Consider the following 23,067-nt stretch of genomic DNA (forward strand, 5'->3'; position numbering starts at 1 on the left):
ACCCGCCCGGGCTTGGCCTCTCAGCCCGTCCGGCGTTTGAGGACGAGGCCGTTCAGGCCGAAGCGGGGGTCTGGGGGCGGCAGCCCCCAGGGTCGGGACGGGAAGGGGCGGCGGGGGCGGAACACACGCATGCGTCCGGCGGCAGCCCCCCGCACGGATGCGCTGAACGAGCGGACCTGACCCCCCGCCCGGAGCGGCACCGCTCCCCGCCGGCCGCCCACCGGCAGACTCACCTGTCCATGCGACCCTGCACGCCCGTCTCCCTCTGCCTGGCGGCAGCCGCCCTGCTCCCCGCGGCCCCCCCGGCCCATGCGTCCGCCGCCCCCAGCTGCGCCGCCCCCGACGACCGCCGCTTCCCCCTCACCACCCGCATCCACAGCGGCCCCGACACCTATGAAGCGGGCGGCGGATACGGCATCTGGTATCTGGACCTCACCAACCACACCACCCGGACCTGCGAAAACATCCACCCGGTCGTCGTGCTCGTCGACGACCGGCACGAGCTGACGCCCGCGCAGCCCCACCTGGAGTTCTACGACGGCACCCACCCCCACCCCGTCCGCTTCGAGACCACCGACGAGGACGAACTCGTCGGGCCCTTCGACGACGGCTTCCCGGGCTTCACCGTCCGCCCCGGACGGACCGTCACCGTGAAGATCCGTCTCTCCCTCACCTCGGACACCGCCCCCAACCAGGTCACGGCCGCTGCCGCCGTCGTCCAGCGGCGGGGCCACGACGGCGACTGGGTCGGCCAGTCCAACGACTACGTCTTCCGCATCGACAACGACGCGAGCCCCACACCCGGCCCCAGCACCACCGGAACCGGCACCACCCCGCCCAGCCGCGCCCCCCGCCTCCCCTTCGCCGACGAACTCGCCCGCACCGGACCGGCCACCCCCGGTGTCGCCCTCGCCGCCGCCGCGGTCCTCGTCACCGGCGGTGCGCTGCTGCTGGCCCGCAGGCAGCGCAGGCGCCGCTGAGACGCCCATTCCCCAAGATCCGGCCAGTGTCTACGCTGGGGGCGCACACGCAGTACCGCGCACATGCGTACGGCAGGAGATCCCGCACATGGCAGAACGCAGGCCCATCGAGTCGTGGCTCACCGACATGGACGGTGTGCTCATCCACGAGGGCGTACCGATCCCCGGCGCCGATGCCTTCCTCAAGAAGCTGCGCGAGTCCGGAAAGCCCTTCCTGGTCCTCACCAACAACTCGATCTACACCCCGCGCGACCTGCACGCCAGGCTGCGCCGCATGGGACTGGACGTGCCGGTCGATTCCATCTGGACCTCGGCCCTGGCCACCGCCCAGTTCCTGGACGACCAGCGGCCGGGCGGCTCGGCCTACGTCATCGGCGAGGCGGGTCTCACCACCGCCCTGCACGACATCGGGTACATCCTCACCGACCACGAGCCGGACTACGTCGTCCTCGGCGAGACCCGGACGTACTCCTTCGAGGCCATGACCAAGGCCGTACGGCTGATCAACGACGGTGCCCGCTTCATCTGCACCAACCCGGACGAGACCGGCCCCTCCACCGAGGGCCCGCTGCCCGCCACCGGCGCGGTGGCCGCGCTGATCACCAAGGCGAGCGGCAAGAAGCCGTACTTCGCGGGCAAGCCCAACCCGCTGATGATGCGGACGGGTCTCAACGCCATCGGTGCGCACTCCGAGACCAGCGCGATGATCGGCGACCGCATGGACACCGACGTACTGGCCGGCATGGAGGCCGGAATGCAGACGTTCCTGGTGCTCACCGGGCTGACCCGGCCCGAGCAGGTCGAGGACTTCCCGTACCGGCCGTCCAAGGTCGTCGACTCGATCGCGGACCTCGTCGACCGGGTCTGAAACCCTGATTGACCCATTCGGAGCAATGCGGCCCCGCTGAGGATGCGGGGCCCCGGCCCGCGGGGGAGTCTCCAGATATCTGGAGGTTTCACGATGGGTTCACTACGTCTCACTCTCTGTACGGGGGTCCTGGCCGCCTGCGCCCTCACCCCGCCGGTGTACGCCGCCGCCGCGAGCGGAGCCGGCATCTCGGTGAGCCCCTCGTCCCCCGCACCGGGGGCGGACGTCGCGCTCCGGGTGACCGGCTGCTCCGCGAAGGCGGGGAGCGCCGCGTCCGGGGCGTTCGTCGCGGACGTGCGCCTCGCGGGCGCCGACGGCACCCTCACCGGGGACACCCGCGTCCGTGCCTCGACCGCGCCCGGCTCCTACGAGGTGAAGGTCACCTGCGCGGGCTCCGTGACCACGGGCCGGATCACCGTCGTAGCCCCCTCGAAGTCGCCGTCGAAGTCCCCGTCCCAGCCGGACTCGCACCTCGCGGCGTCCCCCGTCGCGCCCGTCCACGCGGGCGGTGGCGGCACCGCGCACTTCGCCACCGTGGACGTCCGCGAGGCCGGACCCGGTGCGGGGCAGGCGATCACCGGGCTGGTGCTCGTGGGCGCGGCCGCGGGGGCCGTCGCGGTCCTGAGCTCGCGCCGGAGCCGCGGAACGGACTGAGCCCATGGCCGACGACGAACACTCCTCCGGCTCCGGCCGTCTGCTGATGGGCGTGACCTGGGCGGTGCTGCTGCTGGCGCTGTGGCACTGGGGGCTCCAGGTGACCGACGTACGGCAGAACACATCCGCACCCGCCACCGGTGACATGGCCGCGGTCGGACGGCCGCCGGACACGGAACTCCCGCCCGCGGCCCGCCCGTTGGGGGACGCGCTGCCGCAGCGCGTCGACATTCCCGCCCTGGGCGTCCAGGCGCCCGTGCTGCCCCGCGGCCTGGACCGGCAGGGAGCGATCGAACCGCCGCCCTTCGGCCAGGCGGGCGCCGTCGGGTGGTACGCGGCCGGAACCCGACCGGGCGCCGCCGGGGCCGCGCTGATGGTGGGTCACCTCGACACCCGGACCCGGCCCGCCGTCTTCTACCGGCTGAGCTCCGTACGACCCGGCCAGACCGTCCGTGTGGTCCGCGACGACGGCAAGGTCGCCGAGTTCACCGTCGAGGACGTCCAGGTCCAGGACCGCGACAGCTTCGACGCCCGGCAGGCCTACGGACAGCACCGACCGGGACGCGCCGAGCTGCGGCTGATCACCTGCGGCGGCACCTTCGACCGGGACAGCGCCAGCTACACGGCGAACGTGATCGTCTCGGCCTACCTGACGGGAACCGGTCACTGACCCGCCCCGCCCGGCGGCCCGCTCCCTCCGGAGCCGCCGAGCGGGTTGGTTCTCGACCGCACGCGCTCGGGTTGCGGGAGTGCTGCACCGTTCCGGGGGCCGGCCCCCGGGGCCTTGGCAGGAAGGCGGGTGGCCGGGGTGTGTGGTGAGGCCATCGCGAGGCGGTCCTGCGCGCCTGCGCCGGGGCCGTTTGCACCTGGCGCCTGGCGGCCCGCTCCCTCCGGAGCCGCCGAGCGGGTTGGTTCTCGACCGCACGCGCTCGGGCTGCGGGAGTGCTGCACCGTTCCGGGGGCCGGCCCCCGGGGCCCCGGCAGGAAGACGGGTCGCCGGCGTGCCTGGTGCGGACATCGTGAGGCAGTCCTGCGCGCCTGCGCTGGGGCCGTTTGCACCTGGCCCGGCCGGCGGCCCGCTCCCCCCGAAGCCGCCGGCCGGGCTGGTCCTCAACCGCGCGCGCACGGGTTGCGGGAGTAACCCGGCGACCGGCGCGGGAGGTCATGGGGCCACAGTGGGCAAGGACGGGCCGGGGGCCGGGGCCGTATGAGAAGACTCTAGAACGGATGAGCGCCCGAGCCTAGAGGCTGAATGACGCCAGGTCCCGTTGCGGTGGCTCTCCGTCATACGCGCTGGTGACCGGCATTACCGCGTAGGCTCCACGGCGACCCTGCGGACCGGGCGGGTGCTGCCGTGCCCATCCCGGCCAGGGGGCTGTAACAGCTCGCCGACAAGGTTCGGGCGACCTCGTGGGCGAGGCGGGCCGTATGTCAGGATTGAGACTTGGACCAGTGCACCCAAGGGGGAGTTGGATGTACGGCATGAGGGGGGCCGGAGTGAGGGCTTCCGCGGCGGTGCTGGGGGCGGCGCTGCTGGTCGCGGGATGTTCCTCCGGGGGCGGCGACGACAAGGACGCCGGCGCGAGGATCACCCAACAGCCCAAGGACAGCGACCCGTTCTGGGTCAACCCGGACGGCAACGCGGCACGTCAGGTCGCCGCCTACGCCAAGTCTGGCAAGGACTCCGAGGCCGAGCAGATCCGCAAGATCGCCGAGCAGCCGACGGGCGAGTGGATCGGCCCGGAGAACCCCGAGCAGGAGGCCCAGGGCTTCACGGAGGCCGCCGACAAGGCCGGCCGCACGGCGCTGCTGGTCCTCTACAACATCCCGCACCGCGACTGCGGCCAGTACTCCCAGGGCGGCGCGGCCGACGGCAACGCCTACCGCGCCTGGATCGACGGGGTGGCCGCGGGCATCGGGGACCGCGCCGCCATGGTGATCCTCGAACCGGACGCCGTACTGCACCTGGTGGACGGCTGCACCCAGCCCCAGTTCCAGGAGGAGCGCTACAGCCTCCTCAACTACGCCATCACCAAGCTCAAGTCCCTGAAGAACACCAGGGTCTATCTGGACGCGGGCAATGCCGGCTGGGGCCACCCCGACCAGATCTTCCAGCCCCTCCAGCGCGCGGGCATCACCCAGGCCGACGGCTTCTCGGTCAACGTCTCCAACTTCTACTCCACCAAGGACTCCATCGCCTACGGCAAGCAGCTGTCCGCCAAGGTGGGCGACAAACACTTCGTCATCGACACCAGCCGCAACGGCAACGGCCCGTACACGGAAGGCAAGCCGGACGAGAACTGGTGCAACCCGCCGGGCCGCAAACTGGGCGAGACCCCGACAACGAAGACGGCGGATCCGCTGGTCGACGCCTACTTGTGGGTCAAGCGCCCAGGAGAATCGGACGGCACCTGCAAGGGCGGCCCCAAGGCAGGCGACTGGTGGCCGACCTACGCTCTGAAGCTGACGGAAGGGACGAGTTCTTGAGGGGCGCGGGGCTGTGACATTCACGGCCCCGCCGCGTGGGCGAGACAAGCCACAGCGCTCCCGCACCCCGAAAGACAACCCGCGGGAGCGCTACGGCACCCTCACCCACTGCGCCTTCGACGGCGTCCCCTGATCGTCATCGACAAACAGCATGTACCACCCGGACGTCACCAAATTCCGGTTCTTCGGCACGGTGACCGTGATCTTGTCACCGGACACCTTGTAGTCCAACGCGATGGACCGCTGATCGACATCAGTCACATGCGTCGACGCGCTGGGCCGAATCAACCGCACCTTCTTGATCGCCGAACCCTGCGGAGACGTGAACGTCCCCGACCCGCCCCGAGCAATGGTCTGCGGCCCGCCGGACAACGACGGCCGCGAATCCCGATAAAGATAGGGCGGGGTGTAAATCTCGATCCGTTGCTCGAACTTCCCCGGCTTCGTGTTCGCCCTGTCGCCGTACAGAGAGTCCGACCCGAAGAACATCACCCGCCCGTCCGGCAGCAGAATCGACCCCGAGTGGTAGTTCCGCCCCACCTCCGGATCGGCGACCCGCTGGAACGTGTTGGTGTCCGGGTGATAGAGCCGGGCCTGCAGGATGTTGGAGTCGCTGCGCCCGCGATAGTCCTCCGACCCGCCGGACACCAGCACCGTGTCGTCGGGCAGCACCGAGGACTGCGGATACCGCGTCCCCTTCTCCAGCGTCGGCCCGTCCACGAACTTCGGGTTGTCGTCCTTGAGGTCGATCAGCCGCGTCTTGTTGCTGGACAGTTTGGACTCGCCGACCCCGCCACCGCCGATCACCATGAACTTCTCGTTCTGCGCCGGAGGCAGCAGCACCGTGCCGGACGTCTCCATCCTGTTGGCGTCGCTCAGCCCGGGCAGCTTCGTGAACTTATTGGTGTCGATATCCCAAATACCCGGAACCCGGCCGACGTTGTCCGGCCCGTACCCCGCATTCGAACCCGAGTAGAAGATCTTGCCGTTCTGCATCAGGAACAGCGCCGGGTACGTCGGAAGCTGCCGGATCTTCGGCAGGTACGTCCACTTCCTGGTCTTCGGGTCGAAGACCTCGTTCTTGCCCGGCACCAGCTGCCCGATGTCGTCGAGCCCGGACACACTGAGGATCTTGCCGTCCGACAGAGTCGTCAGCGTCGGATACCAGCGCGCCTCGTTCATCGGGTCGACCTTGATGTACTTCTCGGCGACCGGGTCGAACTCGAAGGCGTCCCGGATCCCCTGGAAGTCCTTCTTGTCGAGCGCGAGCTTCTGCGCGATGCCGTAGGTGTTGCGGGCGTCGGCGCCGGTCAGGCCCTGGATCCGGTAGTTGTCCTGAGTACCGGTCTCGTACTTCGACCCGCTCTTCTTCGCCTCGACGTAAATACGTCCCAGGCCCGGGTCGTTGCGCAGGAACCTGCCGGTCTTCGGGTCGAAGACCTTCTTCGCGCGCGGTACGAGCACCGGGTCCTTGGACACGAAGGTCTTGCCGTTCTCCTTGCCCGTGAACTTCGTCCCCGCGGGCAGCGTGATCGGCTTGTCCGGGTTCTCGTTGTGCACCACCATCAGGCCGCCGGCCTTGGTGACGTCACCCTTCAGCTTCTCGTACCGCTTCGTACCGCCCGCGATCAGCAGATTGCCGTTCGCCAACTGCGTGTGGCCGGTGCAGAACAGGTCCTTGGGCGTCGGGATCTTCTTGATCGTGCCCTTGACCGGGTCCCAGATCCGGGTGTCGAACTTCTTCGCGTTGAAGTTGTCCTGGTTGTTGCCCGAGCCGGCGATCAACAGCACCTTGCCGGTGCGCAGCAGCGCCGCGTGAATGGTGTCCTGGCGGTACTCCGGCGGGAACTCGATGATGTCCCAGTGCCCGTTGTCCGCCTTGTACTCGGGTCTGTTGATCTTGTACTGGTGGTATTTCTCGGAACCGACGCGGTAGAGCCACGGCCCGTTCATCCCGGCCAGCGCGAGCACCACCGCCGTGCCGATCGCGAGTCGACGGGCGCGGCGGCGGCCTGCACGGTCGTTCATTCCTTACGTCCCCCAAATCCACCGAGAGCGATCTGCATCGTCTGGTCATTGCCTGCGCTCGAACCCCCGCCGGAGGCAGCCCAGCTGGGCTTCTGCCCCGAGCCGTGCGGCGCGTGCTGCCCGGGCAGCGGCTTCGGCTGGTACGCCGCCGCGGGCGCAGCCGAGTCCTGCGGCTCCTCGTAGAGCGGCGCGGGCGGCTGCTTCTTCGCCTGCCTGAGGCCGTAGCGCCAGGCGAAGATCGGCGACGCGGTGATCAGCAGGGCGAACGTGGCCCAGATGATCATCGCCGGGTGCGAGTGCCCGAGTGTGAAACCGGCGGCGATCGAGCCGCCGAAGACCAGGATGAAGAACAGGTGGATCCGGAAGGTCCCGAACAGCGTGTCCGGGCTGGCCGAGTCGCCCTTGGGCGTCACCACGAACTTGCTCTTGCGGCGCAGCACGGTGTCCAGCAGGGAGCGTGCGTAGATCGGCGCGGAGAGGGCCGACATCACCATGCCCGCCACACCGCCGGAGCCCTCCGGCTCGTGCGGGGAGACGTTGTGCCGGCGGTTCCAGACGTACAGGCCGATCTGCAGCGCGGACGCGTTGCCGTACAGCATCAGCCAGACCGTCGGGTCGATGTTCACACCCGAGGCGCCCAGACCCAGGAACAGCGCACAACTCAGCGCCGCCAGGATCCAGTTGAGGGCCGACATCGGGTAGAAGATGATCATCATCGTGTAGTTGAAGAGCTTGCCCGGAGGCAGCGAGAACCAGCCCTTCCAGTACTGCTTCAGGATCGTCTCGTACGTGCCACGGGACCAGCGCAGCTGCTGCGTGAAGAAGTCCGTCCAGGCGCCCGGGCCCTCACCCACCGCGAGCACGTCCGGCGTGTACACCGAGCGCCACTTCTTGCCCGTCGCCGGGTTCTTGTGCCGGTGGATCTCGAAGCCGGTCGCCATGTCCTCGGTGATCGAGTCGTACAGACCGCCGATCTGCTTGAGCGCCTTGATGCGTACGGCATTTGACGTACCGACGAACATCGGGGCGCCGTAGCGGTTTCCGGCCCGCTGGATGAGGGCGTGGAAGAGGAACTGCTGGGATTCGGCCGCCTTGGTGATGGGGTTGTCGTAGTTGCCGTACACCTGCGGGCCGATGACGAAGCCGACGTCCGGGTCGCGGAAGAAGCCGAGCATCCGCTCCAGGTAGTTGGGCAGCGGCACGTGGTCGGTGTCGACGGAGGCGAAGAAGTCGTAGTCGTCGCCGTGCGCCTCGAGCCAGGCGTTGTAGTTGCCGTGCTTGGTCTTGGCGCGGTGCGGGCCCTTCTTCTGGTTCCACTTCTCGACGCCCTTGCGGGAGAAGTGGTGCACGCCGAGGCGCTCGCAGACCGCCTTCACCTCGGCGTCGTCGCCCTCGTCGAGCAGCCAGATGTGCAGAAGGCCCCGGTGGCGCAGCCGCACGGCCGCCTCCAGGGTCTTCGTCACCATCTCCAGGGGTTCCTTGCCGGGCACGTACGTCGTGATGAACGCGACTCTGGTGCCGGTCTCGGGCACCACCGGGATGGGGTCGCGGGCGACCAGCGTGGCGTGCGCGTTGGACAGCACGTTCATGCAGCGGAAGAACTCGATCAGACCGATCGAGACGAGCATGACGACGTCCAGCGCCGGCAGGAAGCTGAAGGCGGGGTAGTCGCGCTCGGTCCAGTGCTGCGGCTGCAGCAGCCAGCCGAGCAGGATCAGTGAGAGCAGCGGCGCCGCGCCCAGCATCAGGGCGGCGCGCAGCCGGTGCGGCTCCTGCGAGAGCAGCGAGCGGTACTGCACCTTGTACGGCTTGTTCGGGTCCGGCTGGGTGAGGGGACCGGCCAGCCGGCTGTAGTGCTCGTAGTCGTATCTCGGCAGGGTCTTCTTGATGCGCCGGAACTGGCCTGTCGTGCTGTTCCGATGAGACGGCACCCTGAGCTGGGTGGTTTCTGACGGGTCGAAATTCTGCCGGGCGCCCGTCGGCGTCGACGTCATGAGTCATCCCCCCACACGCAAGCCACTGCGTGTTGTGTCGGTTCCTTCCGTCCGCGGTCGAGTCCCCCTCGACTCTCCACAGACGTATCAGTGACCGGCCGCTGTCACCACACTTTCCACACCCAAAGACATGGAACGGCGACCTTCCGGTTGCATGATGCCCCCCTCGGCATCCGTTCGTGAACGGGGCCCCCTATCCCCGCGAACCCGGCAACCGCTTACTTGCCCCCCAACTGCCGCGTATCCGCAGCATCTTGGAAAACAGGGTTCTACGGCGTTCATCATGATCGCAAGATGCGAAACGCGGTGTTTACCGGTCATACGCGTTCATTGTGGCGCGTGTGGGGGTCACGTGGACCAGTTGTGGACAGCCGGGCGCGGATGTTGCCGAAGTGCTCTCTTATCGCTTCCTCCGCCCGTACCGAGTCGCCCGACCGCACCGCGTCGAGGATGTCCCGGTGCTGTCTGCAGGTCACCTTCGGGTCCTGGGGCACGCCTCCCAGGTCCGTCTGTACGCGGTGGAAAGCGTCCCAGAACGCCTCCAGGACCTCGCCGAGGAGCACGTTGTCCAGCCCTCGGTAGAGAGTGGCGTGAAAGGCTCGGTCGGTGTCCGCGAGGCCGGCGCCTCCTTGCGCGGCCTGGTGTTCCATACGGTTCACGAGGACGTCGAGTTCAATGAGGTCCGGCTCGGGGATCCGTCCCGCGAGCCGGGAGACAAGGCCCGTCTCGACCGCCTCGCGCAACTCGAGGAGCTGGAGCAGGGAGTCCTCGCCGCGGTAGTGCCCGGCGACCGTGCGGAAGGCGAGGCCCTCGATCATCGGGGCCAGGGACATCGGGCCGACATACGTGCCGAAGCCGTGCCGGATCTCGACGATGCCCATCGCCTGCAGTGCCTTCAGCGCCTCGCGCACCGAGTTCCGGCTCGCGCCGAGGAACTCCATCAGCTCGGGCTCGGTCGGCAGCGGGGCCCCGGAGGGCAGCCTGCGGTCGATGATCAGCTTCTTGATCCGCTCCTGGAGGTCACGCGCTGCCATGGCGAGAGGGTAGCGCTCCGCTCGGGGTGCGGGGCTGGGCCGCGGGGCGTCTGCGGCACCGTCGAGGCTGCTCGCGCCCACGCGCCGGAGCCGCATATCGATACCGCCCCGCGCCCCTCGGGGGCGCGGCCGAACCGCACCGGACTCTGCGCACCCTGACAGGCGAAAGGCCCCTGCGCTCGCGAGGGGCCTTGCTGTCCGTGCGCTGCCAGGGACTCGAACCCCGGACCCGCAAGTGCTGCATTTCCCGGGGGTGACCCCCGGACCTCCAGCCGTCCCTGGACGTGCTGGGAGGAGTCGCTCGCCCTCATGGCGAAGGCCCCCCGCTTCCGCGGAGGGCCTCTCCTGTCTGTGCGCCGCCAGGGACTCGAACCCCGGACCCGCTGATGCTGCATTTCCCGGGGGTGACCCCCGGACCCCCAGCCGTTCCTGGACGTGCTGGGAGGGGTCTTCTCGCCCTCATGGCGAAGGCCCCCCGCTTCCGCGGAGGGCCTCTCCTGTCTGTGCGCCGCCAGGGACTCGAACCCCGGACCCGCTGATTAAGAGTCAGCTGCTCTAACCAACTGAGCTAGCGGCGCCTGCTGACGTCGTAACTCTACCCGACGGTCGGGGGTGCTCCGGACCACCCGCCCCCGTGGCCCCCCGGGTCACGGGCGGCCCTTGTACATCATTCGGACCGTCAACATGCGCGTCGGGAAGAGCGTTGGGAAACTGATCATCGTGGACAGGCCCGGTCATTTTCATCTGAAGTGTGAGGGGAATCGCATGGCGTCTCCGGTATTCGAGGAATTCGATCCGGCAAGCGACTGCGACTGTCCGGGATGTGCGCACTGGCGGAGTGTTCTGCCGTATTCGCGGGCGGTACGGCATCCGGCGGCCCGCCGGGCCGTGATCGTGGCGGCCGCCGCGTCCGCGGCGCTCGGCGCGGGGCACGTGGCGCCGGCGCTCGCCGCCCCGCAGGCACCGCCCGGACCGGGCGTTTCCGCAGGCAGCGAGGTTGCCACCCCGCAGGGGCGGCGGGCCCCGCTGCACGGCAGGGGCGGCCCGCCCGTCGAGCCCGCGAGTGACGTCAAGGCACCCCAGACCACCCGCGCGGAGATCATCACCCGGGCCAAGAAATGGGTCGACGCGAAGGTGCCGTACAGCATGGAGGCGTACTGGTCCGACGGTTACCGGCAGGACTGTTCGGGTTATGTCTCGATGGCCTGGGGGCTGCCGGGGAACGAATGGACGGGCACCCTGGACCAGTTCGGGGAGCGCGTCTCCAAGGAGGAACTGCAGCCCGGCGACATTCTGCTGTTCCACAATCCGCAGAACCCGGAGAGGGGCTCGCACGTCGTCATTTTCGGCGGCTGGAAGGACTACACGCACGCCTCGTACCTCGCCTACGAGCAGCGGCCCCCGCACGCCCGCCGCAAGGAGACCCCGTACGCCTACTGGCACCAGTCGAACCGCTACGTCCCCTACCGCTACAAGGGGCTCAAGGAGGACCCGGCGGCGGGCCCGGACAAGCCGAAGCCGCCGGGCCTCGCGGCGCCGTACCCGGGAGCGGCGTACTTCGGACCCGGCGCGAACAACAGGTACGTGACCCAGCTCGGGCAGATGCTCGTCGCGCGCGGTGCCGGGCAGTACTACACCCTGGGCCCCGGCCCGCGCTGGTCGGACGCGGACCGCCGGGCCACCGGGGCCTTCCAGCTGGCCCAGGGCTGGAAGGGCGCGGACGCCCGCGGGCTGCCGGGGCCGCTGACCTGGGACCTGCTGGTGTCGGGCAAGGGCAAGGACATCGCGTCGGTCGACGCGCCGGACCCGCAGGTGCCTTCCTCCCACGGGGTGCCGGGCTATCCGGGACGGGCGATGTTCCGCCCCGGCGCCTCCAACCCGTACGTCACCCAGCTGGGGGAGCAGCTGGTGAAGAAGGGGTTCGACAAGTACTACACGGCCGATCCGGGGCCGGACTGGGACGAGGAGGACCGGCGCAACGTCGAGGACTTCCAGCGCTCCCAGGGGTGGCGGGGCGGCGCGGCGGACGGCGTCCCGGGCCCGGAGACCTGGCGGCGGCTCTTCTCCTGAGCGCTCCCGGCAGCGCCTGCTCTGTCTGGTTCCGAGCGGTTTGGTTTGACCCATCTGTTGTGACGCACCTGTGGTGACGCATCTGGCGCGGAGGCTGGAGGCACGCATGAGTACGACGACCACTTCACAGACGCCCGAGTCCGAGGGGCCGGGCAGACCCGGCCGCCTCATCCAGAACGAGGCGACCACCGAGATCCCCGTCCATCTTTTGTTCCGCGACGAAACGGCCCCGGTGTCCGTGCCGCTCAGCCCGACGGTGGTCGGCCGCCGGCAGGGGACGGGTGAACAGCCGCGGTTCCGGCGTCCCACCACGGTGAAGCCGCGGTCCGCGCCCGAGGTCGACCCCGACCTGGGCGAGCGGCCCGCCAGGGTGCTGCCCGCGACGGCGGGTGTGCTCGCCGGGGCCTGTGGGGCGGCCGGGTGCGTGGCGACCTCATGGTGGGCCGGCGTCCTGCCGTCCCTCGCGGTGACGGCGCTGCGACTTCCGGCCGACCCCGGCGCCGGGCTCGGCCCCGCGCAGTGGGCGGCCTACGCGGGCGCCGCGACGCTGGGCTTCTTCGGGTTCGGCGGACTCGCCCGCGGCCGGACCGGACGGGCCTGGGTGCTGGGACTGTTCGGCCGCTACCGAGGCACCGTCCGGCGCACCGGCCTGATGTGGGTCAACCCGCTGCTGCTGCGCCGCCGGGTCGACGTGCGGCTGCGGCACTGGCGCAGCGAGGAGATGCCCGCGGCCGACGGCAACGGGGTCGCGCTGCGGGTGGTGGTGCTGGTGGTGTGGCGGGTGCGGGACACCGCACGGGCGGTGCTGGGCATCGAGGACCACGAGACCTATCTGCGCGAGTGCGTGGAGGCGGCCCTCGCGCGGGTCGCGGTGGAGGCGCCCGGTGCGTCGCGGGGTTCGGTGGAGGTGGTCACGGAGGCGCTGACCCGGCTGACGGCGGCGGACGCGGCGCCGGTCGGTCTCGAGGTGTTCTCGGTGCAGCCGGTCCGCGTCGAGTACGCCCCCGAGGTGGCCGCCGCGATGCAGCGCCGGCGGATCGCGGCCCTGGACGCGGAGCACCGCGCGACCGTGCTCACCTCGGTTGTCGACTCGGTGGAGGACACCGTGACGCGGCTGACCGTGCGGGGCCTGGTGGAACTGGACGACTACGAACGCAAGGCGCTGGTCAAGGACTTGACGGTGGCGTTCTGCGCGGGGCGCACAGAACCGGGCCCGTGATGGATGTGGACATGCCCATCGCATGGACCCGGCCGCATGGACACGACGGCATGGACACGACTGCATGGACACGGACAACAATCGGCAATAATCTGGGACTTGGTCTAGACCTGCACGCCTCATGGAACTTCCCCCACGTTCTTCAGGAGCGGCAGCATGCGCAAAAAGACCAAGTGGTACGCCGCCGCGCTCGGACTCACCACGGCAGGAGCCTTCGTGCTCTCCGCCGGAGGCGCGAGCGGCCACGGCTACACCGACCTTCCCGTCAGCAGGCAGAAGCTCTGCCAGAACGGCACCGTGACCAACTGCGGCGAGATCCAGTACGAGCCGCAGAGCGTCGAGGGCCCCAAGGGCTTCCCCGCCGCCGGACCGGCCGACGGGGCCATCTGCTCCGGCGGCAACTCCCGCTTCTCCCAGCTCGACAGCCCGCGGACCCCCTCGGGCGGCGCCTGGCCCACCACCAGGGTGACGGGCGGGCAGAGCTACACCTTCCGCTGGCAGTTCACCGCCATGCACGCCACCACCGACTTCAAGTACTACGTCACCCGGCAGGGCTGGAACCAGAACCACAACCTGGCCCGCTCCGACCTCAACACGACACCGTTCCTCACGGTGCCGTACAACGGGCAGCGTCCCCCGGCCACCCTCTCCCACAGCGGCACACTGCCGTCCGGGCTGAGCGGCCACCACGTCATCGTCGCCGTATGGACGATCGCGGACACGGGCAATGCGTTCTACGCCTGCTCGGACGTCACGTTCTGAGGGTTCCTTGAGCCAATGGCGAGGTCGGCGTGGGTAGGTTCCTCCCACGCCGACCGAACGGGGGCGGTGTACCGACCGACCTCGGGGGACCCCATGGACGCTATGGATGCTCTGTTCTACGTCGTGCCCAGCCTCATGATCGCCCTCGCGCTCACCGGCCTGATCGGCCTGCTGCTCCGCGCCCGGCGCATCCGCAGCGCCTGGAACAGCGGGCTCACCGCCGAGGCGCGCTGCCTGAACACGTACACCACGACCAGCGGGGGTGGCGGCGACAGCTCCGTGAGCACGACGCTGCACCATGTATACGAGTTCACCACCCGCGAGGGCCGCGTGGTCCGGTTCGAGGAGAGCAGCGGACCGCGGACGATCGTCACCGGCGACATCGTCACGGTGCGGTATCCGGCCGAGCACCCGGAGTGGGCCACGGCGAGGCCACCCCAGCCCGGTCGGCTCGTGGCCGAGCAGGGCTGTCTGCTGGCCTTCTTCGGTGTGTTCATCGCCTTCTGCATCGCCTTCATGGTCGGGTTCAGCCTGATCTCGGACGCCTTCGGTTTCGGCGACGGCGTGGAGGACACCACCAACACCGTCGTCGTCGACGGCGTCACGATGACCCCGTGACCCTCCCCATCTGACGGTCCATCAACTACCGTGCGCCTCCATGGAGTCCAGGCGATCCACCAGGCGTACGGTCGCGGAACTCGTAGCCGAGCGGTGGGGCGACCACCGGCCGGGGCTGTGGTGCGAGGACCTGGTCCTCAGCCACCACGAGGTGGCCGCCGGTTCCGCCGCCCGGGCGGCTCTGCTGGCCGATTTGCTGCCGCCCGGCGCCGAACCGCATGTGGGTGTGCTGCTCGACAACACCCCGGAGTACCCGCTGTGGCTGGGAGCGGCGGCACTCGCGGGAGCGGCGGTCGCGGGGATCAATCCCACCCGCCGGGGCCCGGAGCTGGCCCGGGACATCCTGCACACCGAGTGCCGGATCGTCCTCACCGAGCGAACCCGTCTCCCGCTCCTCCGCGGCCTCGAACTCCCTGGCGTACGCCTCCTGTTGACCGACAGCGAGGAGTACGACGACCTGCTCGCTTCGTATACGAACGCGGCACCGGACGCCTCCCGGGCCGCTCCCGAGGACCGCCTCCTCCTCTACTTCACCTCGGGCTCGACCGGTGCCCCGAAGGCCGCGATCTGCAGCCAGGGGCGGCTGGCCGCCGCGGGAGCCTCGCTGGTCGGCCAGTTCGGGGTGCGCCCGGACGACGTGCACTACGTCTGCATGCCGATGTTCCACGGCAACGCGGTGATCGCCGACTGGGCGCCCGCGCTGGCGGCCGGTGCGGGTGTGGCGTTGCGGCGGCGCTTCTCGGCGTCGGGGTTCCTGGCGGACGTGCGGAGGTACGGGGCGACGTACTTCACGTATGTGGGGCGGGCTGTGCAGTACATCCTGGCCACCGAGGAGCGCGAGGACGACCGAGACAATCCGCTGCGGCTCGGCTTCGGCACGGAGGCGGGCGCGGTGGACGCGGCGGCCTTCGAGCGGCGGTTCGGGGTGCGGCTGGTGGAGGGGTACGGGTCGTCCGAGGGCGGGGCGGCCGTGCAGTGGTCGCCGGGGACGCCGGCCGGGGCGGTGGGGAAGGCGGCGCCCGGCCTCGTCGTACTCGATCCACGGACCCGTGCGGAGTGCCCGCCCGCGGTGTTCGACGCGGCCGGGCGGCTGCTCAACGGGGAGGAGGCCATAGGGGAGCTGGTGAACCAGGGGCCGAACCCGTTCGAGGGGTACTGGCGCAACCCCGCGGCGGAGGCCGAGCGGCGGCACGGCGGCTGGTACTGGACCGGCGACCTCTTCTACCGGGACGCCGACGGATACCTCTACTTCGCCGGCCGCACCGACGACCGCCTCCGCGTCGACAGCGAGAACCTGGCCGCCGCGATGATCGAGAACATCCTCGCCCGGTACGAGGGCGCCGACGCCGTCGCCGTGTACGCCGTGCCCGATCCGGTGACCGGGGACCAGGTGATGGCGACGATCGCCGGGACCTTCGACCCGGAAGGTTTCGCCGACTTCCTCGCCGCCCAGCCCGACCTCGGCACGAAGATGGCACCCCGCTTCGTGCGGATCGTGAAGCACATGCCGGTCACGCCCACAAACAAGATCCACCGCGCACAGCTGAGAAGGGAGGGCCTCCACTGCCCCGACCCGGTGTGGTGGCGCCCACCGGGCGAACAGACGTCCCCCTACCGAAGACTGAGCGAGAAAGACCGGCAAGCCGCCGAAGGACCTCTCCGTCCCACGACAAACCTCACCTGAACCACTCCGGCCGCCGCCCCCCACCGCGCACGACCTCCCGACAGGTGCCGGCTTCTTCAGGGTGCGGCTGCGGCGGCTGTCGGTGGAAGGGGGCGGGGTGGCGCGCCCTGCCGTGTGGGGTGGTCCAGTCGGGGGCTGGGTTTTTGCTCTGGGGCCGGGGTGGCTGTCGTTGGACGGGGGGCGTTGGAGCGTCCCCGATACGCGCGGCTGGCCGGCCGGGGGCCGATTTCTGCACGGTGCGGCCGTGGCGGCTGTCGGTGGAAGGGGGTGGGTGGCGCGCCCTGCCGTGTGGGGTGGTCCAGTCGGGGGCTGGGTTTTCGCTGTGGGGCCGGGCGGTTGTCGGTGGACGGGGGCGTTGGAGCGTCCCCGATACGCGCGGCTGGCCGGCCGGGGGCCGATTTCTGCACGGTGCGGCCGTGGCGGCTGTCGGTGGAAGGGGGCGGGTGGCGCGCCCCCGCCGCGCGGGGTGGTCCAGTCGGGGGCTGGGTTTTTCGCTGTGGGGCCGGGCGGGTGTCGGTGGACGGGGGGTGGGGTGTGTGGGCGCCCCCGCCTCGCGTGGCCGACTGGCCGGGGCCGATTTCTGCACGGTGCGGCTGCGGCGGCTGCCCGATGGAAAAGGGGTGCGGGTGGCGCGTCCCCGCCGTGCGTGGCTAGTCAGCCAGGGGCGGGCTTCTTCGCCGTGCCGCCCTGGCGGCTGCCGGTGGAAGAGGAGTGCCGGTGGCGGCGCCCTACCATGCAGGGTGGTCCAGCCGGGGGCCGGCTTTTTCAGCGTCCGGCTGCCGATGGAAGGGGGGTGTGGGTGGCGAAGCCCCCACCGCGCGCGGCGAAGCCGCGCAAAAACAACGATGGCGAGACAGGTTCGCGCTTTCCGCGAACACGCCTCGCCATCGCCATCGTGCGCCGCCAGGGACTCGAACCCCGGACCCGCTGATTAAGAGTCAGCTGCTCTAACCAACTGAGCTAGCGGCGCATGACTCACGCCGTCCGCGTTTCACGTTTTTGTGTCTCGCGGGTGGCGACGAAGAAAATAGTACCTGGTCCGGAGGGGTGCTCCGGACCACCCGTCGGGTCGGTCTAGATCGCCAGGGACAGCAGTACGGGCGCCGCGTTCCGGTTCAGGGTGTCCGCGGCCTGGCGGAGGCGGTGGGCGTCCTCGACGGGGAGGGAGAGGGCCAGGCAGCCGACCGAGGAGCCGGCGCTGATCGGGACGGCCGCGCAGACCGTGCCGACCGCGTACTCCTGGAGGTCCAGGTGGGGCACGGTGGGCGGCTGGGACTCCAGGCGGGAGAGCAGGAGCCGGTCGCTGGTGATCGTGCGCGAGGTGAGGCGGGCCAGCTTGTGCCGGGAGAGATGGTCGCGCCGGCTGTTGTGGTCGAGCTGGCCGAGAAGGCTCTTGCCGATCGCGGTGGCGTGGGCCGAGTAGCGGAAGTCGACCCACTCGTTGACCACCGGAGTGGTCGGCCCGTCGGCGTACTGGGCGATCTTGACCTCGCCGTCCACGTACCGGCTCAGGTACACGGCCGCGCCCACCGAGTCGCGCAGCCGGTCCAGGGTGCGCTGGAGCTTGTCGCGCAGTGCCTGCTCGCGGCCCTGTGCGGAGCCGAGGCGGGTGAGGGCGTCGCCCGTGACGTAGGCGCCGTCGGTGATCTGCTCGACGTAGCCCTCGCGGCGCAGCATCCTCAGGAGCGTGGTCAGCCGCTCCGGGGTGAGGCCGGTCAGCCTGGCGAGCTCGGTGTCGGTGACTCCGGTGGTGTGCCGTGCCACGGTCTCCAGGACGCGCAGGGCGTCCTGGGCCGAGTGGTACGGCGCGGTCGGCTCGTGCTTCAGCGCCACGGTGGTCCCCCTGCGCTCGCTCTACAACTGGGCCGTATTGCGGACAGCGAATCTCTTCCACGATAACGGCGAAGCGGCTTGTTGTGAGCGGTTGTTGACGAGATTAAGACCCCGGCGCACGGCTCTCAGCAGGAGCGCAGGCACTCTGGCATATGCCGATGTCATGCCCCGGGGCCCGGACCTCGGTGATTGAACTCCGTTCAACCCCTTGTGCGGCGGCGCCGCGACGAGAAATTTCCGGACCCGGGACGAGACGTCTACCTGCTGTGGGAGCTTCTGCCCGGGCAGATCAGATCATGGTGAAGGTTGGCGACGACCGCTGCCTCGAGCCGTGTGCGCAGCCCCAGCTTCTCGATGATGTGCGCGACATGGGCCTTGACCGTCCGCTCCGCGATGCCGAGCTGGCGTGCGAGGAGACGATTGGGCAGTCCGCCCCCGAGGAGGACCAGGACCTGTCGCTCACGGTCCGTCAGCTCGTCCACCGCCGGTTCGGTCTCGACCGGCTGGAATGCGAGCCGACAGGGGCAGTGCGGATCTCCGGGCTCGTGTGGTGTGTTGCGGCAGTCGTATTGCTCGGCATTCTTGGTCAGCACGCTGATGGTTACCTTCCCCGTTTTACTTCACCTTCGCCCAACACTCTAGGGCAGTGCCTTCGCGTCCGCGATCCATTGGCGAGATCCATGGATAAGGGATAGGGGTGCCGGGTGCTGCGCGGCCGAATTATGGAGGGGCATAGGTCAGATATTTTCCGTCGGCGCTCGGGGGCCGCGGAATGCCGGCAACGCGATACGGCCCGCCTTGGCAGGCGGGCCGTGTCGGCGAGGATGCAAGGGCGCGGCTCAGGCCTTGACGCAGACCTTCGCCTCGCTGCGCACCGGGTTCGCCTCGTCCAGGGGGGAGTTGACGTAGGCGAAGGCGCAGATGTTCTGCTTGCCCCTCGGGTTCGTCTCCTTCAGGGCCTTGGTGTACACCTTCTTGGCGGTGCCACGGGCGGTGGTGTGCTTGATGTGGTTGTTGTTGATGCTGATGCCGACGACCACCACCTGGGACATCCGCACCTTGCACTCGCCCGAGGCCGCGCCGTTGGCGGTCCCGCCGGCGCTGACCGCGACGTAGACACGGCACTTGTAGCGGGCCGGGCCGGTCGCGACCCACTTGCCGTACTTGTCCTTCCCGACCACGGCGCTCGCACCGGAGTGCGCGGTGCCGGCGGACGGTGCGGCGGTGGCGGCGGGGCTCGCCGCTCCCAGGAGGGTGAGGGAGGCGGTGGCGGCCAGGCCTGCGGCCGCGACGCGGCCCACGGACGTGCGGCGAGCGGTGGTCAATGCCATGGGGGGATACCTCCAGGTACCGGAACCGGTGACTTGGCTGAAATTCTTCAACGCTGTGTCTCCGGTCGCCATTGGGACTTGGGGAGGTGTCCACAAGGGCAATGCCCTTAAGGGCAGTCGCGTGCTGGGAAAATGTGTGAAGGGTAAGTCATTCACCCTTCACGCGACCGCCTCGGGCCGGTTACAGGACCGCGCTCAGGAATTGCCGGGTGCGCTCGTGGTCGGGCTCGGAGAATATTTTCTCCGGCGAACCGGACTCGATTACCCGGCCCGCGTCGAACATGAGGACATCGTCGGAAATGTCCCGGGCGAAGTTCATCTCATGGGTGACGCAGAGCATCGTGATGTCCGTCGTGTGCGCGATGTCGCGCAGCACGTCCAGCACCCCGGCCACCAGCTCGGGGTCGAGCGCGGAGGTGACCTCGTCGAGCAGGAGCACCTGGGGGCGCATGGCGAGGGCGCGGGCGATGGCCACGCGCTGCTGCTGGCCGCCGGACAGCTGGGTCGGGTACTTGTCCGCGTGCTCGGTCAGATCGACCAGCTCCAGCAGTTCGCGGGCCCGCTCCTCGGCCTCGTCGGCGGACAGGCCGAGGACGTGCACCGGGGCCTCGGTGATGTTCCGCATGACCTTCATGTTGGGGAACAGGTTGAACTGCTGGAACACCATGCCGATGTGCTTGCGCACCTCACGGACGTGCTTCTCGCGGGCCGGGACGAGGCTGCCGCCCCGTTCCTCGTGGGTGAGGTACTCGCCGCCGACCTTGATGGTGCCCTCGTCGGGCCTCGTCAGGGTCATCAGCAGGCGCAGGATCGTGGTCTTCCCGGATCCCGACGGCCCGATCAGCGTGACGTGCTTGCCGGACGAGACGGTGAAGTCCAGGGAATCGAGGACCGTGTTGGTGCCGAAGCGCTTGGTGACCTTGTCGAAGCGGATCAGCTCGCTGCCGTCCACCGCGGGATTGGCCGTTTCTTTCGAGGGGCTGCTGTCAACGGACAAGACGACGCTCCAGGACTCGCAGGAGAAGGGATGCCGGGTAGGAGATGACGATGAAGGCGATGCCGACGATCGTGATGGGCTCGACCGTGTGGAAGGTCTGGGCGGAGTACTGCCGGGCCTCGCCCAGCATCTCCAGCACGCCGATCACGAAGATCATCGGTGTGTCCTTGAGCATCGCGACGACGTAGTTGCCCAGCGCCGGCACGACGCGCCTGATCGCCTGCGGCAGGATCACCGCGAACCAGGTGCGGGCGCGGGGCAGACTGAGCGCGGTGGCCGCCTCCCACTGGCCCGCGGGCACGCCGTCGATACCGGTCCGGTACACCTCGGCGGTGTAGGTCGAGTAGTGCAGGCCCAGGCCGATCACTCCGGTGGTGAGCGCCGAGAGCGTGAGCCCCCATTCGGGCAGCACATAGAAGAGGAAGAACAGCTGCACCAGCAGCGGGGTGTTCCGTACGAACTCGGTGACCGCCATCACCGGCCAGCGCACCGCGGCCTGCTCCGAGCGCTGCATCATGGCCCACACCAGGCCGAGGGCGAAGGCGAGCACGGCGCCGAGCGCCAGTGCCTCAAGGGTGACCAGCAGACCGTGCCAGAACATCGGCATGAAGTCGCTGACAGCGTTCCAGTCCCACTTCACTGGGCAGCACCTCCGCCGGGAGTCGCGCCCGAGCGCGCGAAGTCGTTCACCTGGGCGCCGGTCGCCCGGGTCCGCAGGCCGTCGCGCTTCTGCGGCGCCTGGCCGATACCGGCCTTGGCGTGCCGCTCGACGACGCGCATGCCGCGGGTGAGGGCGAACGCCAGCACGAAGTACATGACGAGGATGATCGTGTAGACGGGAGCGCTCTGACCGGTGGCGTTGCGCACCAGGGAGGCGCCGAAGGTGATGTCGCCGACGCCCATGATCGAGACCAGCGCACTGCCCTTGAGCATCTCGATGAGCAGGTTGTTGAACGGTGGGACCATCCCCGGCCAGGCCTGCGGCAGGATGATCTTGCGCAGCTGCTGGGCGGGAGTGAAGCTGAGTGCCACGCCCGCCTCGCGCTGGGCGGGCGGCACCGCCTTGACCGCGCCTCGTACGATCTCCGATCCGTATGCGCCGTAGCTCAGGCCCAGGGCCAGCACGGCGGCCCACATCGGGACCAGCTGCCAGCCGAAGCCGATCGGCAGCACGAAGAAGATCCAGAACATCAGGATCAGCGCGGAGGTGCCGCGGAAGATCTCGAAGTACGCGCCGGAGAGGAAGCGCACGATCCACAGCCGGTGGGCGCGCGCCAGGCCGATGACGAAGGCCACGACGGCGGCGAGCGCGGCACTGTAGACGGTGAGCTGGACGGTGATCCATATGCCGTCCAGGAGGAGTTTCCACAAACCCCAGCTGATTTCGCTCATGGCTTGCACTTCTCCTTGGCGGTGATGGTCGTCATCTGGTCCTTCGTGAATCCGAAGGGCCGCATGACGTCCAGGAGTTCGCCGCTCCGCTTCATCTTGTGCAGCTCGCGGTTGAATGCATCCCGGAGATGGGTCTCCGGGGTGCGGAACGCGAAGGCGCCGACGTCGATGACCGGCTTCCCCTTCATGTACGGCGTGACTTCGGGTGTGCCCTCCGCCTTCTGGGACTTGGACTGCTGCACGACATTGCGCACGGTGACCGCCGTGCCGACGAAGACGTCGACACGGCCCTGCTCGACCGCCAGCAGACCGGCCAGCTGGTCGGGCAGGGTCGTGATGTGCTTGACCCCGGCCTCCTTGGCGTAGTCGATCTCCGCGTAGCCGAGGCCGGTGGCCATCCTGGCCCCTGTTCTGGCGATGTCCTTGTACGTGCGGAGGTTCTTCGGGTTTCCCTTCGGCACGATGAAGGCATCGAGCATCTGGTATTCAGGGTCGGCGAAGATGACCTGGTCGCAGCGCTCCGGAGTGATGTACATCCCGGCCGCAACGCAGTCGAACTGAAGGGAGTTGAGGCCGGTGATCAGCGAGCCGAACTCGGTGGCGAACGGCTCTACCCTCTCGACTCCGAGCCGCTTGAAGATCCGCTCGGCGAGGGCCGGCGCCTCGCCCGTCATCTTGCCGTCCTTGCCGATGTAACCGAAGGGCTGCTCGCCCGCCAGGCCCAGCCGGACCACGCCTTTCGCCCGGAGCTGTTCCAGCAGATGACCCCCGTCACCGGTGTCCGCCGTCGCCACCCTGCTGCACGCGCTCGTCGCGCCGATCGTGCCCACCGCGCCGAGCGCCGCCACCCCCGCGAGCAGCGAGCGGCGTCGGATACCTGGTGCGTCGCTTCTTTTGTCGGTTCCTGAGTTCTTGCCCTGTGGTGGAGCCATGGGCGCGCGTCTACCCAGACCCATTGCACCTATGCCGGTCGTTTGTGGCCCCTGATTCAGGTGGGCTGCCGGGGAAAAAGGGGCGTGCCCGATGCCCCGGGGCGGGCATCGGCGTGGTGGACATGGTCAGACTCCGCTCTCGGTGAGGAGGGCCCGGATCTGGGCGGCCAGGTCTTCCGCGGTG

Annotated in this window: 20 protein-coding genes and 2 tRNA genes; 10 read left to right on the forward strand and 12 right to left on the reverse strand. The window is 69.4% G+C overall.

Annotated features, from left to right (window positions below; translation table 11 throughout):
• The first annotated feature begins 239 nt into the window (after positions 1 to 239).
• From ACWC1K_RS49070 to ACWC1K_RS49090, 5 genes are all read left to right on the forward strand, one after another.
• The gene (locus ACWC1K_RS49070; RefSeq protein WP_450840535.1) at positions 240 to 980 is read left to right on the forward strand and encodes a hypothetical protein; all 741 of its coding nucleotides are present in this window, start codon (positions 240 to 242) and stop codon (positions 978 to 980) included.
• Positions 981 to 1,068: 88 nt separating this feature from the next.
• On the forward strand, positions 1,069 to 1,848 hold the full coding sequence (locus tag ACWC1K_RS49075; protein ID WP_450840536.1) for an HAD-IIA family hydrolase: 780 nt from the start codon (positions 1,069 to 1,071) through the stop codon (positions 1,846 to 1,848).
• Positions 1,849 to 1,941: 93 nt separating this feature from the next.
• Positions 1,942 to 2,502 (forward strand): hypothetical protein, encoded by a 561-nt coding sequence (locus ACWC1K_RS49080; RefSeq protein WP_450840537.1) that lies wholly within the window; start codon positions 1,942 to 1,944, stop codon positions 2,500 to 2,502.
• 4 nt (positions 2,503 to 2,506) lie between these two features.
• Entirely contained in the window at positions 2,507 to 3,172 is a 666-nt protein-coding gene (locus tag ACWC1K_RS49085) for a class F sortase (RefSeq protein ID WP_450840538.1), read from the forward strand.
• Between the two features lie 803 nt (positions 3,173 to 3,975).
• Positions 3,976 to 4,989 carry a glycoside hydrolase family 6 protein gene (locus ACWC1K_RS49090; RefSeq protein WP_450840539.1) on the forward strand — a complete coding sequence of 338 codons (1,014 nt, stop codon included), beginning with the start codon at positions 3,976 to 3,978 and terminating at the stop codon, positions 4,987 to 4,989.
• 90 nt (positions 4,990 to 5,079) lie between these two features.
• Here the strand turns inward: ACWC1K_RS49090 and ACWC1K_RS49095 are convergent, their stop codons facing one another.
• From ACWC1K_RS49095 to ACWC1K_RS49110, 4 genes are all read right to left on the reverse strand, one after another.
• On the reverse strand, positions 5,080 to 7,017 hold the full coding sequence (locus ACWC1K_RS49095; RefSeq protein ID WP_450840540.1) for a galactose oxidase-like domain-containing protein: 1,938 nt from the start codon (positions 7,015 to 7,017) through the stop codon (positions 5,080 to 5,082).
• Positions 7,014 to 9,011: a glycosyltransferase family 2 protein gene (locus ACWC1K_RS49100; RefSeq protein WP_450840542.1), complete on the reverse strand. Its 1,998-nt coding sequence runs from the start codon at positions 9,009 to 9,011 to the stop codon at positions 7,014 to 7,016. Before ACWC1K_RS49100 ends, ACWC1K_RS49095 begins: the two co-directional genes overlap by 4 nt.
• A gap of 317 nt (positions 9,012 to 9,328) precedes the next feature.
• Positions 9,329 to 10,045: a FadR/GntR family transcriptional regulator gene (locus ACWC1K_RS49105; protein WP_450840543.1), complete on the reverse strand. Its 717-nt coding sequence runs from the start codon at positions 10,043 to 10,045 to the stop codon at positions 9,329 to 9,331.
• Between the two features lie 504 nt (positions 10,046 to 10,549).
• Positions 10,550 to 10,623 (reverse strand) — tRNA-Lys (locus ACWC1K_RS49110).
• Between the two features lie 187 nt (positions 10,624 to 10,810).
• Here ACWC1K_RS49110 and ACWC1K_RS49115 point away from each other — a divergent pair.
• The 5 genes from ACWC1K_RS49115 to ACWC1K_RS49135 all read left to right on the forward strand — a co-directional run bounded on the left by ACWC1K_RS49115 (position 10,811) and on the right by ACWC1K_RS49135 (position 16,398).
• A complete protein-coding gene (locus ACWC1K_RS49115; protein ID WP_450840545.1) occupies positions 10,811 to 12,115 on the forward strand; it encodes a peptidoglycan-binding protein in 1,305 nt (434 codons plus the stop codon).
• Between the two features lie 106 nt (positions 12,116 to 12,221).
• Complete coding sequence (locus ACWC1K_RS49120; protein ID WP_450840546.1) at positions 12,222 to 13,334, forward strand: SPFH domain-containing protein; 1,113 nt, start codon at positions 12,222 to 12,224, stop codon at positions 13,332 to 13,334.
• Between the two features lie 156 nt (positions 13,335 to 13,490).
• Entirely contained in the window at positions 13,491 to 14,096 is a 606-nt protein-coding gene (locus ACWC1K_RS49125) for a lytic polysaccharide monooxygenase auxiliary activity family 9 protein (protein ID WP_351475836.1), read from the forward strand.
• Positions 14,097 to 14,198: 102 nt separating this feature from the next.
• On the forward strand, positions 14,199 to 14,714 hold the full coding sequence (locus ACWC1K_RS49130) for a hypothetical protein (RefSeq protein WP_450840556.1): 516 nt from the start codon (positions 14,199 to 14,201) through the stop codon (positions 14,712 to 14,714).
• A gap of 40 nt (positions 14,715 to 14,754) precedes the next feature.
• Positions 14,755 to 16,398 carry a long-chain-fatty-acid--CoA ligase gene (locus ACWC1K_RS49135; protein ID WP_450840548.1) on the forward strand — a complete coding sequence of 548 codons (1,644 nt, stop codon included), beginning with the start codon at positions 14,755 to 14,757 and terminating at the stop codon, positions 16,396 to 16,398.
• 896 nt (positions 16,399 to 17,294) lie between these two features.
• Here the strand turns inward: ACWC1K_RS49135 and ACWC1K_RS49140 are convergent.
• From ACWC1K_RS49140 to ehuB, 8 genes are all read right to left on the reverse strand, one after another.
• Positions 17,295 to 17,368, reverse strand: a tRNA-Lys gene (locus ACWC1K_RS49140).
• Between the two features lie 104 nt (positions 17,369 to 17,472).
• The gene (locus tag ACWC1K_RS49145) at positions 17,473 to 18,231 is read right to left on the reverse strand and encodes an IclR family transcriptional regulator (RefSeq protein WP_099929127.1); all 759 of its coding nucleotides are present in this window, start codon (positions 18,229 to 18,231) and stop codon (positions 17,473 to 17,475) included.
• A 257-nt stretch (positions 18,232 to 18,488) separates the two neighbouring features.
• On the reverse strand, positions 18,489 to 18,824 hold the full coding sequence (locus ACWC1K_RS49150; protein WP_450840549.1) for a LuxR C-terminal-related transcriptional regulator: 336 nt from the start codon (positions 18,822 to 18,824) through the stop codon (positions 18,489 to 18,491).
• 246 nt (positions 18,825 to 19,070) lie between these two features.
• Positions 19,071 to 19,562: a hypothetical protein gene (locus ACWC1K_RS49155; protein ID WP_450840550.1), complete on the reverse strand. Its 492-nt coding sequence runs from the start codon at positions 19,560 to 19,562 to the stop codon at positions 19,071 to 19,073.
• Positions 19,563 to 19,743: 181 nt separating this feature from the next.
• A complete protein-coding gene (ehuA, locus tag ACWC1K_RS49160; RefSeq protein WP_450840557.1) occupies positions 19,744 to 20,514 on the reverse strand; it encodes an ectoine/hydroxyectoine ABC transporter ATP-binding protein EhuA in 771 nt (256 codons plus the stop codon).
• 34 nt (positions 20,515 to 20,548) lie between these two features.
• On the reverse strand, positions 20,549 to 21,199 hold the full coding sequence (ehuD, locus tag ACWC1K_RS49165; RefSeq protein WP_450840552.1) for an ectoine/hydroxyectoine ABC transporter permease subunit EhuD: 651 nt from the start codon (positions 21,197 to 21,199) through the stop codon (positions 20,549 to 20,551).
• Positions 21,196 to 21,951, reverse strand: coding sequence for an ectoine/hydroxyectoine ABC transporter permease subunit EhuC (gene ehuC, locus ACWC1K_RS49170; protein WP_450840554.1), 756 nt, complete (start codon positions 21,949 to 21,951; stop codon positions 21,196 to 21,198). Before ehuC ends, ehuD begins: the two co-directional genes overlap by 4 nt.
• Positions 21,948 to 22,883, reverse strand: coding sequence for an ectoine/hydroxyectoine ABC transporter substrate-binding protein EhuB (ehuB, locus tag ACWC1K_RS49175; RefSeq protein ID WP_450840555.1), 936 nt, complete (start codon positions 22,881 to 22,883; stop codon positions 21,948 to 21,950). The genes ehuC and ehuB overlap by 4 nt, the downstream gene beginning before the upstream one ends.
• Positions 22,884 to 23,067 lie beyond the last annotated feature (184 nt).

This window comes from Streptomyces sp. NPDC001492, from assembly GCF_053597275.1.